Origin of the sequence: Coprococcus sp. RTP21281st1_F1_RTP21281_210402 (assembly GCF_040915325.1) — a bacterium.
Taxonomy (GTDB): domain Bacteria; phylum Bacillota; class Clostridia; order Lachnospirales; family Lachnospiraceae; genus Coprococcus; species Coprococcus aceti.
In genome coordinates, this window is the sequence record NZ_JBCPDQ010000008.1 from 24529 (window position 1) to 38417 (window position 13889).

At 46.4% G+C, this 13889-nt stretch carries 11 protein-coding genes and 1 pseudogene; 7 read left to right on the forward strand and 5 right to left on the reverse strand.

Annotated features, from left to right (window positions below; all coding sequences use genetic code 11):
* Nucleotides 1-191: pseudogene (locus tag AB5150_RS11700) on the reverse strand (hypothetical protein); the annotation flags it as partial.
* A gap of 15 nt (nt 192-206) precedes the next feature.
* On the reverse strand, nt 207-1184 hold the full coding sequence (locus tag AB5150_RS11705; RefSeq protein ID WP_368291899.1) for a hypothetical protein: 978 nt from the start codon (nt 1182-1184) through the stop codon (nt 207-209).
* Nucleotides 1185-1402: 218 nt separating this feature from the next.
* Between AB5150_RS11705 and AB5150_RS11710 the strand changes: the two genes are divergently transcribed.
* The 6 genes from AB5150_RS11710 (at nt 1403) to AB5150_RS11735 (ending at nt 8387) form a co-directional block, all read left to right on the forward strand.
* Entirely contained in the window at nt 1403-2407 is a 1005-nt protein-coding gene (locus AB5150_RS11710) for an aldose 1-epimerase (RefSeq protein WP_055222344.1), read from the forward strand.
* Between the two features lie 134 nt (nt 2408-2541).
* Entirely contained in the window at nt 2542-4743 is a 2202-nt protein-coding gene (locus tag AB5150_RS11715; RefSeq protein ID WP_368291900.1) for an InlB B-repeat-containing protein, read from the forward strand.
* Nucleotides 4744-5020: 277 nt separating this feature from the next.
* On the forward strand, nt 5021-5731 hold the full coding sequence (locus tag AB5150_RS11720) for a substrate-binding domain-containing protein (RefSeq protein WP_368291902.1): 711 nt from the start codon (nt 5021-5023) through the stop codon (nt 5729-5731).
* A gap of 62 nt (nt 5732-5793) precedes the next feature.
* A complete protein-coding gene (locus tag AB5150_RS11725; RefSeq protein WP_368291903.1) occupies nt 5794-6657 on the forward strand; it encodes a sulfate ABC transporter permease in 864 nt (287 codons plus the stop codon).
* 1 nt (nt 6658) lies between these two features.
* On the forward strand, nt 6659-7171 hold the full coding sequence (locus tag AB5150_RS11730; protein WP_055280398.1) for an ATP-binding cassette domain-containing protein: 513 nt from the start codon (nt 6659-6661) through the stop codon (nt 7169-7171).
* Nucleotides 7172-7307: 136 nt separating this feature from the next.
* A complete protein-coding gene (locus tag AB5150_RS11735; protein WP_368291905.1) occupies nt 7308-8387 on the forward strand; it encodes a LacI family DNA-binding transcriptional regulator in 1080 nt (359 codons plus the stop codon).
* A gap of 93 nt (nt 8388-8480) precedes the next feature.
* Here the strand turns inward: AB5150_RS11735 and AB5150_RS11740 are convergent, their stop codons facing one another.
* Nucleotides 8481-9113 (reverse strand): hypothetical protein, encoded by a 633-nt coding sequence (locus AB5150_RS11740; protein WP_118757887.1) that lies wholly within the window; start codon nt 9111-9113, stop codon nt 8481-8483.
* Nucleotides 9114-9383: 270 nt separating this feature from the next.
* Here AB5150_RS11740 and AB5150_RS11745 point away from each other — a divergent pair, with 270 nt between their 5' ends.
* Nucleotides 9384-11867, forward strand: coding sequence for a glycosyl transferase (locus AB5150_RS11745; RefSeq protein WP_055145855.1), 2484 nt, complete (start codon nt 9384-9386; stop codon nt 11865-11867).
* Nucleotides 11868-12065: 198 nt separating this feature from the next.
* On the opposite strand, the gene AB5150_RS11750 is transcribed toward AB5150_RS11745, so the two are convergent.
* Both AB5150_RS11750 and AB5150_RS11755 read right to left on the reverse strand, forming a co-directional pair.
* Complete coding sequence (locus AB5150_RS11750; RefSeq protein WP_022217347.1) at nt 12066-12827, reverse strand: M23 family metallopeptidase; 762 nt, start codon at nt 12825-12827, stop codon at nt 12066-12068.
* Between the two features lie 83 nt (nt 12828-12910).
* The gene (locus AB5150_RS11755; protein WP_368291906.1) at nt 12911-13861 is read right to left on the reverse strand and encodes a SpoIID/LytB domain-containing protein; all 951 of its coding nucleotides are present in this window, start codon (nt 13859-13861) and stop codon (nt 12911-12913) included.
* Nucleotides 13862-13889 lie beyond the last annotated feature (28 nt).

The following is a 13889-nucleotide window of genomic DNA, read 5'->3' on the forward strand; positions in this document are numbered from 1 at the left end:
CCATAATATCTGAGCGCCGTCTCAGAGGAGACCTCCTCCACGGAATCCTCAAACTTCACGTTCTGCATGAGCATATCAGCCAGAGAGTGTACATCCGGCATATCTGCCTCGTCGTCTCCATTTCCTGCGCATCCCGCAAGCGAACAGATCACCAGACAGCATGCAAACAAATATATTATTCTTTTTATCATATGCCTCCGTCTCCACTATCTTCTGACATACACGTTCTTTCTGATGTAGTCCATCATCTTGAGACAATATTTCTTATTACAATGTTTGCCATCTATTCCCGCATCCTCCGGCAGAACACCATCCACAGACACGCTGTGAGCCACATCGAGATAGATCACCTGGTCGTAGCTGCCACACATCTCCTGCATGAGAGAATTGAGCTTGTCCACACCCGGGTTGTTATACACCTGGTCTTTTGATGAAAGCTCCGCCGATACAGGAAGTACTGACATCACATATACATTTGCCGCAGGCTGTAACTGGGAGATCTGATCCAGTAAAGTCTTGTAGGCCGACATGTACCGCTCGTTATACCACGAAAGCTCCTCAAGCCCAAATGAAATGTATATATTCTCATAGCTCTTCATGCCAAGCATCTCGACAACCGTACACTGTTCTCCTGAATCGCAGGTGAACATCTTGGTATTAGCGACCTTCTCTATGTCCAGATTCTTCGCCACACACATATCCCAGTTGTCTACACCGCTGTACAGTCCCAGCGCCTCGGCTCTGGAATCACCTATGAGCAGAGATGTCGAGAAATACTGGTCATCCGTGGCATTCGCCGGCATGTATATATTGCTGTCATATTTGTCCGCTCCCTTGCCGCTCACATCAGGGTTGGTGTAATTGACAAATTGTACATATTGACCATTTCGCTGATCCGGAATGGCCGCATCCTCCGCAGTTGCCAGATACTGCTGTGCAGCCCCCTCCGTGTCACTGTATGACATATCCTGAGTGCTGCTCTCACTTATATCTGCCGATGTTCCGCTCTCAGGCTGGAACTCCTCCTGGCCGTTCACATTCTTTTTCAGGTTGCCCTGTCCAAGCGCAAATATCATTATGACTGCGACGACCACTCCTATTCCGCTCTCGACGAGTTTCATTCTGCGGTGATGCCGCTGTCTGTATATCTTTTTTCTATAATCAGTGTTATTATTCTTAGTCACCTTCGACCTCCGAATTAACTAACTTTCATGTCTTTCGCAAAATATCCTATGATAGTATAGCAATTAATGATAAAATAATCAAGAACGCCGCGTTTTGTGAACCTCATTGTTGCCATACAATTTTTTCCGTGTTACTATTTCACATAGGAAAGTTCAATGTTTTTGTGGATTTCAGCATACAACTTAAACACAACATATTTATAGAAGAGGAGAACACGATGAACACTACAGCACGTACAATAGACTACAAGGGCGAGACTTGTATTGAACTTATATCAGGCGATTACCGTGCACTGATCGCACCATTTAACGGGAGCAACATTATGAAGATGGAGAACACAGCTCTGGATATTGATATATTCAGGAACGATCCTTCCCTGACTCCTGCACAGCTCAAAGCAGCAGCAGAGATCTACGGAATGCCTACCCTGTATCTCCCTAACAGACTGTCACACGGCAACTTAAGAACCTCCGATGCCATGTATCATTTCCCATGCAATGATCCTCTCGGCAACCATCTCCACGGTTTCCTTCATCTCAGAAACCACAGCATAGAGAGCGTGTCAGTGGATGGAGACAAGGCCATCGGCAAGACTTCATATGTATATGATGAGAAGGATGAGTTTTTCACTACATACCCTGTGAGCTTTAGAGCAGACTTCACATTCACTCTTGCTCCGGACGGTATGCACTACGAGTTCACACTCACCAACCTCTCCGACAAGCAGATGCCATACGGCGTATGTAACCACGTTGCATTCAAGGGGCCTTTCACAAGCACAGGAAAGGGCGAGGATGTACGTCTCTGTGTACCTGTTGGAGACAAATGGGAGCTTGATGAGCACGCTATCCCTACAGAGAAGAACCTTCCTATAACAGATTACGATCTCCAGTACAAGAACGGAACCATGGTACCTGTTCTGAAGGACATCGACAACGATCTTTACACAGCGGAGATGAACGAGCTGGACGGCAAGCCTTTCTACGGAGTATACGCAACTGATGTTGCCACAGGCAAGAAGGTCTGCTATGAGGTTGACGACACAATGAAGTTCTGGATCATGTGGAACGATCACGGCGACAAGGGTTACTTCTGTCCTGAGCCAATGAGCTGGAATATTGACGCTCCAAATCTCTCAGGAGCACCGGAGATCACAGGCTACACAGAGCTTGCTCCAGGCGAGTCCAAGACAGTAAAAGAAAGAATATTCACAATGGCATAAAACATGACATTTTCTATGGAACGGTCTCCCGGCGGAGGCCGTTCTTTCATATTATTAATTTTTCCCCTGTCTCGTTGTTTTTCTCCCCCCGGTATAATAAAATTATTATAATACCATATGCAAGGAGGGATTCTATGAAAAAAATACTTAGATTTTTACTGGTTTTCGCGGCAATGTTCTGTATGACATGCTTCACAGCATTTGCAGAAGATACCGACACTCCAGACACATACTATCTGGAGTTGGATGCAGCAGGAGGACAGTTATCGGGAGAGACTTCCACTGTGATAAGTAGCCCATCAGCAGAATTTACGACTGTTGACCTGTCAAAGTACAAGCCAGAGAAAGACGGCTTTACATTCACCGGATGGTACAACGACAAGACAAAGGTCACCAGCATTGACACATCATACTTCCAGTCTACAAACCGTATAAAGCTGACAGCGATGTACACCAAGGACAGCTTCTCCGGTTCAGGGCTCACCTTCACACTGAATGCAAATGGAGGCAAGCTCGGAGATGCGGACAGCGGAACATATGACTTTGATGTAGCAGGATCAGGATATGGCGTGGCACTGAACGACTACGCACCGACCCGTGAGGGCTATGAGTTCAAGGGCTGGAACACGAAGTCCGACGGATCAGGCAAGACCGTGAACATCATATACACCTCTTCCTTTGAGAAGGCGGCAGATAACGGATATGAGTATTCCGATACTGATGACTCATCGGCTAAAAGAAACCTGGTATTTTATGCGACGTGGAAATCAGACTCTGCTCCTACAGGCACCATCAGCATGGGCGATAAGAGCTGGAACGGTCTCCAGGATGTATCATCATTTGAGCAGTATTACAACAAGACCCAGAAGATTACCATCACCTGTGACAACAACTCCGACCCTTCCATCACAGTCGGCTACCTGATAAGCGACTCAGCTCTGTCATCGGACGATCTGGGTGCAGCAACATTTACCAAGTATAAGAAAGCATTTTCCATAAAGGACGAGGGCAAATATGTTGTATACGCAAAGCTTTCATCAGAGGACGGCAAAACAACATACTTATCCACAGATGGTTTCATCATCGACACACACGCGCCAAAGGTCACAGGAATCGCCGACGGAGAGACTTACTGCCTGTCAGCCGTGATGACCGTGAAGGAATCCCATCTGGCAAAGGTCACAGTGAACGGCGAGGAGAAACCCCTTGACGACGATCACTCACTTGCTCTGGAAGCCACAGATGGTGAGCAGACCATCATCGTATCCGACAAGGCGGGAAATGAAACCAAATTGACTGTAACAATAAACAAGAAACACACCGCAGAAACCGACGACGGTGACTGCACGACACCTCAGAAATGCCGCTACTGCGGTGAGATCGTCGTGGAGGGCAAGAGCAGCCACGACCTCGGCAACTGGACAAGTGATGGCAACGGCAAAACCCACTCCCGCAAGTGCAAGAACAAGGGCTGTGGATATAAGGTCATCCAGGACTGCTCCGGCGGAACCGCAACCTGCCAGAAGAAGGCAGTGTGCTCTGTGTGCGGCAAGAGCTACGGCAAACTCAGCACAACGAACCACACAGACCTTAAGAAAACTGATTATGTAGCAGCAACCACCTCCAGCAAGGGCAATATAGAATACTGGTATTGCTCAGCCTGCAAGAAATATTTCAGCAACAAGGGCTGTACAAAGGAGATAAGCAAGGCTGACACAGTCATCGACAAGGCAGCACCCGAGATCATCGGCGGCAAGGGAAGCAAATGGAGCAAGGCCAGCAAGAACACTATCAAGTTCAGATCGAACGCTGAGTACGCTGACTTTGTCTGTGTTCTCATAGATGACAAGGAACTTGACCCTTCATATTACAACAAGAAAGAGGGAAGCATCATAATCGAGCTCAAGACGAGCTATCTTGAATCCCTCTCGGTCGGAAGCCACACCATAACCATCAGATCCAAGACCGGAGATGCTGTGACAACATTTACAGTGTCCAAGAAGAAGACTTCCACAACCACACAGACAACTACCAGAGCCACAACCGAGGCGACAACGGCAAGTACGACCGAGGTCACCACAGAGTATAGAAATACATTTACCCCTGTGACTACCGAGGCGACCACAACTGAGATATCCACGATAGAGCGTACCACAACCGAGACGACCACTGAGGTCACAACAGAAAAGAGCACACTCACCGTGGGCAGCTACGCTTCCACTGATAAGAGTAAGAGTAAGGTACATAACCTTCAGCTCATAATCCTTATAACAGTGCTTGCGACCATTCTAATCTCGTTTGTGATAATCATAATTTCAGGTATGAAGAAGAAATAATACCGAAAAGTTCAATAAGGCAGCACGCCAGGACAACCTGACGTGCTGTTTTTCTATGTTTTTCCATGTGACAACGTTTTCACTTAAAATAACGTTTTCATCTGTTTTTACCCACATCCCACACTCAATCCAGCCATATATAGTTTCATTTTTATGCATAGATTGTGCATGTGACAACGTTTTCACTCTTTTCTTTTGATTTCCAGCATTTACAAGCATATATTGCATACATACCCGATATGAAAACGGGAAATTAAAGAAAGAGAGGAAGAAGATTATGAAGAAACAATTGGCAACATTACTCGCAGTCACAGCACTTGGAATTGGAGTTCTGTCAGGATGCGGTGTGAGCGCAGCATCTAACTCAACCGGCAGCTCATCTAACTCAGCGGGCGCTATTGAGATAACGAACGTATCCTACGACCCAACCAGAGAGCTATACGCAGCGTACAACGATTTATTTGCAAAGCACTGGAAAGAGGAAAAGGGACAGGACGTATCAGTTGTTCAGTCACACGGTGGTTCAGGAAAGCAGGCGCTTGAGGTGGCAAATGGACTTCAGGCCGATGTGCTTCTCGCATGGGAGAACGAGACGTTCCTCTCACTGGATGAGCATCCTGGTGAGTACGAGATCGTGGTTCCTTCCGTATATATACTGTGCCAGCCTACAGTCTCAGTAGTCGACGAGGTGGTTGACAAGAGAGGCACAAGGGATGTCGCAACCGAATATCTGAACTACCTATATTCCGACGAGGCACAGAAGCTTGAGGCAGAGTGGTACTACAGACCATCAGATCAGGATATCCTGAAGCAGTTCGAATATCAGGGACAGAGCAACACCATATCGGAGCTGCCACAGGACGGCAAATGGATCATAACAAATGTTGACCTCACAGACATATCACACTTCGGAGGATGGACAGAGGCCAGCAAAAAGCATTTCGCGGACGGAGGGCTCTTTGACTCCATATACGAGGAAAAGAATTAATTTGATACGGCAGTCTTGCGGGGAAATACAGATAATACATACAGGAAAGGAATGACTGAGACATGACACATCAGCACACACACGCAAAAAAGAAAAGTAAAAGCATCATACCGGGATTCGGTTTGTCATTTGGAATAGTAATGGCAATCCTCGGAATTATAGTGGTGATCCCCCTGTGCTCTCTGGTGGTATTCTCAGCCAGACTGTCACTATCCGAATTCTGGCAGACCATCACCAGACCGAGAGTTCTGTCCAGCTACGCAGTGAAGTCAATACTTCTCACCTTGAAGGTCGTAGTCATCACGGTGGTGGTCAACACAATTTTCGGACTTTATGCCGCGTGGCTCATAACCAAATTCACCTTCCGGGGCAAAAAGATCATATCAACGCTCATCGATCTGCCGCTTACCATATCCCCGATCATCGCGGGCCTTATATTCGTACTTACATTTGGCAGGCAGAGCTTCCTGTATCCATACCTTGAAAAGCTCGGGATACAGATCATATTCGCGGTTCCGGGGATCGTCCTGGCTACTATATTTGTAACATTTCCTTTCATATCAAGGGAGATCATACCGGTTCTCACAGCGGCGGGCAACGATGAGGAGGAAGCTGCAGCCCTCATGGGAGCAAATGGATTCCAGATATTCTCACAGATCACACTCCCCCACATACGCTGGGCTCTGCTGTACGGAATTGTACTGTGCTCCGCAAGGGCCATGGGTGAATTTGGAGCTGTGTCAGTTCTCTCGGGACATCTCAGAGGACTCACCAACACCATGCCACTCTATATCGAGCTGCTGTACCAGGCATTTGACTTCACAGGAGCCTTTGCCATGTCGTCCATACTGGTCATCATGGCAATCATCATACTGATACTTAGAAACATACTTGAACACAGAGGAAATAAAGAGGGAGGTATATGATATGAATACACCTGCAGATACACATTCATACGTAGAGCTCAGAAACATCAATAAAACATTTGGAGATTACAGGGCATCCGATGATGTCAGTTTCTCCATTGAGAAAGGAAAGCTCATCGGACTTCTGGGTCCAAGTGGAAGCGGCAAGACCACTATCCTCCGCATACTTGCAGGACTCGAGACCGCGGACTCAGGGGACATATACATAGATGGCAAAAAAGTAAATGACATTCCCGCCAGCAAGAGGGAGATTGGCTTCGTATTCCAGAATTACGCGCTGTTCAGAGGCAGCTCATTGGAGCTCACCATATGCATCAACGGAACCCATATAACAGCCCACAGACAGCTCGGACAGGAACTTATAAGAGAGGGCGAGACCGTGAATGTATTCGTGCACAAGCTGTATCTGGTGGATGACTCTCCTGTCTCAGACAGCCCGGAAGCTGATCTGTCAGACAACGTCCGTATAGAGGTGAATGAAGCGCTGAGCCATATCGAGAGCGTGGTCATATAAATTACATGCTCCTATATTTGTATTGACACGAAGTCAAAGCTGCGCTATCATCCCATTAATCATAGTATTTATATATGTTTTATATGTTATCTACAACATTGCCAGACTACAATAATGTTAGAAAGGAGGATTCGACATGGCGTCAATAAAAGACATCGCCCAGAGCGTCGGAGTGTCCATCTCAACCGTATCAAGGGTTCTCAACAACCCTGAATACAAATGCCAGACGCCTGAACTCAGGGATAAGATCTGGAACGCAGCTATGAAGCTCAACTACACGCCAAACCAGTCTGCCCGCCAGCTCAAGAATGGAAAAGGCACGACTGTGGAGAAAACCTACTATATAAATGTGCTCATGACCAGAATGGACTCTGCCACGTCGGACCCATTCTTTACAGAACTGCTGCATGTCATAGAGAGTGAGATCCACAAGAACGGATGCATCCTGTCCAAGGTATGGTATCGGTCCATCTTCTCCGACGACAGGAGATGCAGGTATGAGAACGTGGATTCTGTAATCCGCAGGATGTGCGAGGAAGCGGATGGCCACAACGACGGACTTATTGTCATCGGAAAATGCAACCGCGCAGCCCTGAAGAAGCTCAGCCAGTGCTATCGCAGCACAGTGTATGTCAACAGGGATTCTGCAAACGGCGAGGTGGATGAGGTCATCTGCAACGGTAGCCAGATTGCCAGAACAGCGGTTGAATACCTCATATCTCTTGGACATGAGAATATCGGATATGTGGGAAACTGCAATAACGAGGTCCGCTACAAAGGATATCTTGAAACTCTTCACGATCATGGACTTGATATCGACACGGACTACGTCATCAACACAAAGCTCAGCGAGGTTGAAGGATTTGAGGCCATGGAACACTTCATGAAGTCCGACAAGAGCCCAACCGGAATATACTGTGCCAATGACATAACGGCCATAGGGATGCTGAAATATCTTGCCAAATGCAAGAACAGATATTACACTCCTTCCATCATATCCAGCGACGGTATCGAGGAAGCCCAGTACACAACTCCGATGCTGACCACAGTGGAGATCTCCAAGACGGACATGGGGCATTTCGCCCTGCAGCTTCTAATGGACAGACTCAAGGGCGGTCACAATGGAGTCGCAAGAATTGAGCTCCAGTGCAAGCTCATCAAGAGAGATAGCTGCACACTGGCAGAAGACAGCAAATGGTGCGAATATTACATTTAATATCCGCACCATTTGTCGTCTGTTCATGTATCCATGTCCATATATTCAGTTTCTGTATTCAATATCTGTATCCAGCAGTTGTCCTTCTCGTGACTACTCTGTCGTATCATCTGTAGTCGTATCTCCCGTAGTCATAACTGTTCCGCCGAGATACCACTCTCCATCCTTCTCATAACAAATGATATCCATGTCCAGATCATACGGTGAAGTCTGACCCTGGAATGTCATCATTATCTTTCCGGTAACCGGAATGACATAACCCTTTGATATACCTGCTTCCTTCTGGGTCTTTCCATATACAGTGCTGCTGACTGCCGCCAGATCGCTGGACTCTGCCACATGCCCATCACCCATGGTATAGCTGACTGTATATTCTATATTATTTTCCTTATAAGTCTGGAACACAGTGACCAGATTCTTTGACGAATCGCTGTCTATGGTATCAGGATCCATAACACTCTCCACCTTGTCAAGATCCGCTTCCTCAAGGCCCTCCATGTAGGTCTTTATCAAATCCTCGCTCTCTGATTTTCCGGTCATATTTTTTCTGGCGACTATGTATATCACCACTACTATCACTGCTAACACGATCGCACCAAGTGCTATAAACAGCTTCTTTTTGCCTTCTTTTCTGCTCTCCTCCATAAGCTGTATATCACGATCGTCCAGCTCCATATCATCCATTCCGCTTCCGCCTACATAATTCTTAGTTTCATTTTTTCCCATAGTAAATAACTCCTATACTGTTTTGATATTACACAGTATAACACAGCATAAGCATCAATTAATTACTCAAATACAGGAATTAATACATTTAGTAATTGTGCAATTTTCACTATAACTTTGTTGTGTTTTAAAGTCTTTTATTATATAATCAGAGTGTATGGCTGACTTTAAGGGAGAATTTAGCACAAGTCGATACAAAAGCGGCTTCAGGGGGGCTGGCATAGCCATCTGGAAGCCTTCACAAAACATTGGAAGGAAGGTATATGCTACATGAAATTTGGTTATTTTGATGATGCCAACAAGGAGTATGTCATCACATCTCCTAGAACTCCTTATCCTTGGATCAACTACCTTGGAACACAGGATTTCTTTTCACTGATCTCCAACACTGCAGGAGGTTACAGCTTCTACAAGGACGCTCGTCTTCGTAGAATCACAAGATATCGTTATAACAACGTGCCTATAGATATGGGCGGACGTTATTTCTATATCAACGACAATGGTACAATATGGAATCCGGGATGGTCACCGGTAAAGACAGAGCTTGACGAGTATCAGTGCCGTCATGGTATGGGATATACAATCATCACAGGTAAGAAGAATGACCTTAAGGCTGAGGTTACTTTCTTTGTTCCTCAGAACTACGCTGGAGAGGTTCAGCAGGTCGTTCTTACAAATGAAGGCTCAGAGGAGAAGACATTCTCATTCTTCTCATTTGAGGAGTGGTGTCTCTGGGATGCACAGGATGACTGCACCAACTTCCAGAGAAACTTCAGTACAGGTCGTGTAGAGGTTGTCGGATCAACTATCTACCACAAGACAGAGTACAGAGACAGACGTGACCACTTCGCATTCTACACAGTGAATGACGAGATCGATGGTTACGATACAGACAGAGATTCATTCATCGGACTTTACAACGGCTTCCACAACCCACAGGCTGTTGAGGCTGGCAAGTCAAATGATTCATTTGCTGATGGATGGTCGCCTATCGCTTCACACTACAAGAAGATCACTCTTGCTCCAGGCGAAACAAAGACTCTTGTATTTATACTTGGATATGTTGAGATGCCTGTTGACCAGAAGTTCGAGGCAGACGGCAAGACTATCAATAAGGTAAAGGCTCTCGAGATGATCGAGAAGTACAACACTCCTGAGAAGGTTGCTGCAGGTCTTGAGGAGCTCAAGGAGCACTGGAACAGACTGTTGAGCATTCTCAACGTTAACACACCTGATGACAAGGTTAACCGTATGGTCAACATCTGGAATCAGTATCAGTGTATGGTTACATTCAACCTTTCACGTTCAGCTTCATACTTCGAGTCAGGTATCGGCCGTGGTATGGGATTCCGTGATTCCAACCAGGATGTGCTTGGATTTGTTCATCAGATCCCTGATCGTGCAAGAGAGAGAATCATCGATATAGCTTCAACACAGTTCCCAGACGGTGGATGCTACCATCAGTACCAGCCACTTACCAAGAAGGGTAACGCAGATATCGGTGGAGACTTCTCAGATGATCCATTATGGCTGATCCTTTCAGTTTCAGCTTATATCAAGGAGACTGGCGACTGGGGCATCCTTGACGAGATGGTTCCATATGACAACGATATGTCAATTGCAAAGCCTATGCTTGACCACCTCAAGGTTTCATTCTACAAGATCGTGAACAACCTTGGACCACACGGACTTCCACTTGCAATGAGAGCTGACTGGAACGATTGTATCAACCTTTCATGCTTCTCAGATACACCAGGTGAGAGCTTCCAGACATACACCAACCCTAAGTTCGCTGCTGAGGGTGGATACTCAAAGGTTGCTGAGTCAGTTATGGTTGCTACACTCTTCACATATGCAGGTCCTAACTACGTTGCTATCCTTAAGCACCTTGGAATGGACGCTGAGGCTGATGCTGCTCAGGCTGAGATTGACAAGATGAAGGCCAACATCATGGAGTCAGCATGGGACGGCGACTGGTTCCTCAGAGCTTACGATGCAAACGGTGAGAAGATGGGATCCAAGGAGTGCGAGGAAGGTCAGATCTTCATCGAGCCACAGGGATTCGCTATCATGTCAGACATCGGTAAGGATCAGGGCTGCGACAAGAAGACTCTTGCTGCAATCGATGAGAGACTTAATACACAGCACGGACTTGTACTCAACAACCCAGCATTTACAAAGTATTACATCCAGTATGGTGAGATTTCTACATACCCAGGTGGATACAAGGAGAATGCCGGAATCTTCACACATAACAATGCATGGATCATCTGTGCTGCTGCTTACGCAGGTGCCGGTGATCAGGCATTTAAGTACTACTCAGAGATAGCTCCAGCTTTCACTGAGGAGACATCAGATATACACAAGACTGAGCCATATGTATACGGCCAGATGATCGGTGGTAAGGATGCCGGATCTGATATCGGCAAGCCGGGCAACCACTTCGGTCAGGGTAAGAACTCATGGCTGACTGGTACTGCTGCTTGGAACATGGTAGCTATATCACAGTACATCCTTGGTATCTCAGCAGACTTCGATGGTCTGAAGATCGATCCATCAATTCCTGCTGCATGGGATGGAATGACAGCTACACGTCAGTTCCGTGGTGCTACATACGACATCAAGGTTTCTAACCCAGATCACATCAACAAGGGCGTTAAGAGCGTACTCGTTGATGGCAACGCTATCGAGGGCAACGTTATCCCAGCATTTGGCGATGGCAAGACTCACTCAGTAGAGGTTGTAATGGGCTAATATAGACCGTGGATTATAAAGCACATTTAAGAAAATATACGTAAGTATATAGTGCAAAAACCCCACAATATCTATTTTAGATATTGTGGGGCTCTTTTGTTTATATGGCCTATCTTCTTCATCCCGCCACGGGATTGTCGCCAAACGCTGTGTTGTCCTCGTAAAAGATACAAATTAGCAACCTGTCCAACCCTACCTCTACTGTATAAGCAGCATCGGATCCACAGGATTGCCGTCCTTCTCGACTGCAAAATAGAGATTGCTTCCTTCCTCGCTGTAGAATCTGCTTGGCTCGCCAACGGTTCCCACTACCTGGCCGGCATCCAGATGCTCGCCAAGTGCAACCTTCACATCCTGAAGCTGTCCAAGTGTCACGGTGTAGCCGTCTCCAAGCTCAAGCTTGACGTAATTGCCCAGCTCTGGGTTGCTTGAGACCTCCGCTACCTTACTCTCATATACAGCCTTGACCTCATCGCCCGTCTGCGCCTCAATTACCATTGCAGGGCTGCACTTGTATTCCTTGAGTGTCTCAAAATACACTGTCGTATCCATGCTGTAAGGAATTATCACATTGCCATTTATAGGCCATGATATGCTATCCTTTGGATCGTAATGCAGGCTGTCATTTGAAACTCCTGAAGCTCCAGTCTCAGCACTCTCACTCTCCACTGTGGATGCAGTGGAATCCTCTATGGTATTATCCGTCTCAATATCTTTCTGCTCTGATGTACCTTCATCCGACACTCCGCTGTTCTTATCATTTTTCTTATCGTTCAAAGCTTCCTTCGCATCGGCTTCCGTCGTACTGTCATTCGGCGTATTCTGTCCTATTGTTATGGTCTTCTCCTTTGAATTGGTCTGTGCGTTATAAAGTCCGAGCACTGTCACAAGCACTGCCATGCCTGTGATGAGCGAGATATAAAATATATTCTTCTTTATGCCGCCCAAAAATTTCTTCATATTCATCACCTCATCTGTATCATGTCCACTTATTGGCACTTATATACAGATGATTTGAATGTGTAAATATTTTTTATCAACCTTTATTTTGCAATCTCTATTCCAGTATAATAATACCTGAGGATCTGATCATACTTCTCTCCATTTTCCGCCAATACAGACGCCCCATACAGTGACATTCCCAGAGAATCTCCAACGCCCACCGTTATGATCCTGTATCCATCCTTAACCTTATCTATGTGTATATTCGTCGAGGCAAGTCCCAGTTGTTCTTTGAAAACATCAGCCTCCAGCTCGCTCCCAAATACATTTATGGTCTGTGCAAATCCAGATTCTGTGGCTGTCATAACCTTGACCTCATCCGTCATATTGTCAGCGTCTATCCATTTTCTGAATATCTTCTGAAGCCTGTCCCCGCTGTATATCTCAGTGGTCGAAAAGTCCTCCGCCATCTGATCCACATCACTTGCCACCTGCCTGAGATACGGTATGTCATGCCCATATATTTCCTGTGCACTCACAGTATGCCCTGTACTTATCATATGATACGCCGGAAGTATTACCTCTCCACCGTATTTCATAACCTGTCCACCGGTCGCATACACCGCCTTCTTCGCCCTTCTCATTATCCCGGAGCACTCGCCTCCCCATTTCTTCTTGAGCTGCGATTCCGTATATCTTATCTCCCGGAGCTGGGACTCATTTATAAGATTCTTTGTCTGCCCCTGTGTGGCGGAATTCCTGTCATTTTCATCCATCTGGTAATAGATTCCGGTCCTAACCACAACTGCGACCGCCTTGAGCATTTCATCGCTCCATTTGTCACTCATCATTCCCGCCAGCGTCGATGCTGTATACTCTTCCACATCCACGAGGGAATACTCCCCATTATCATAAATACACACATTGCGCCCGCTTTTTGCCGATCCGTCAGTGTCATCTCCCCCAACCGCCTTGTCGTATATTCCTGATATTATGTAAGCAAGTGCCATAGCACACGCAATCCCTATAATGATCGTCTTTGCATTCCTCATTTCACCCTCCCGCATTTTTATACCTCTT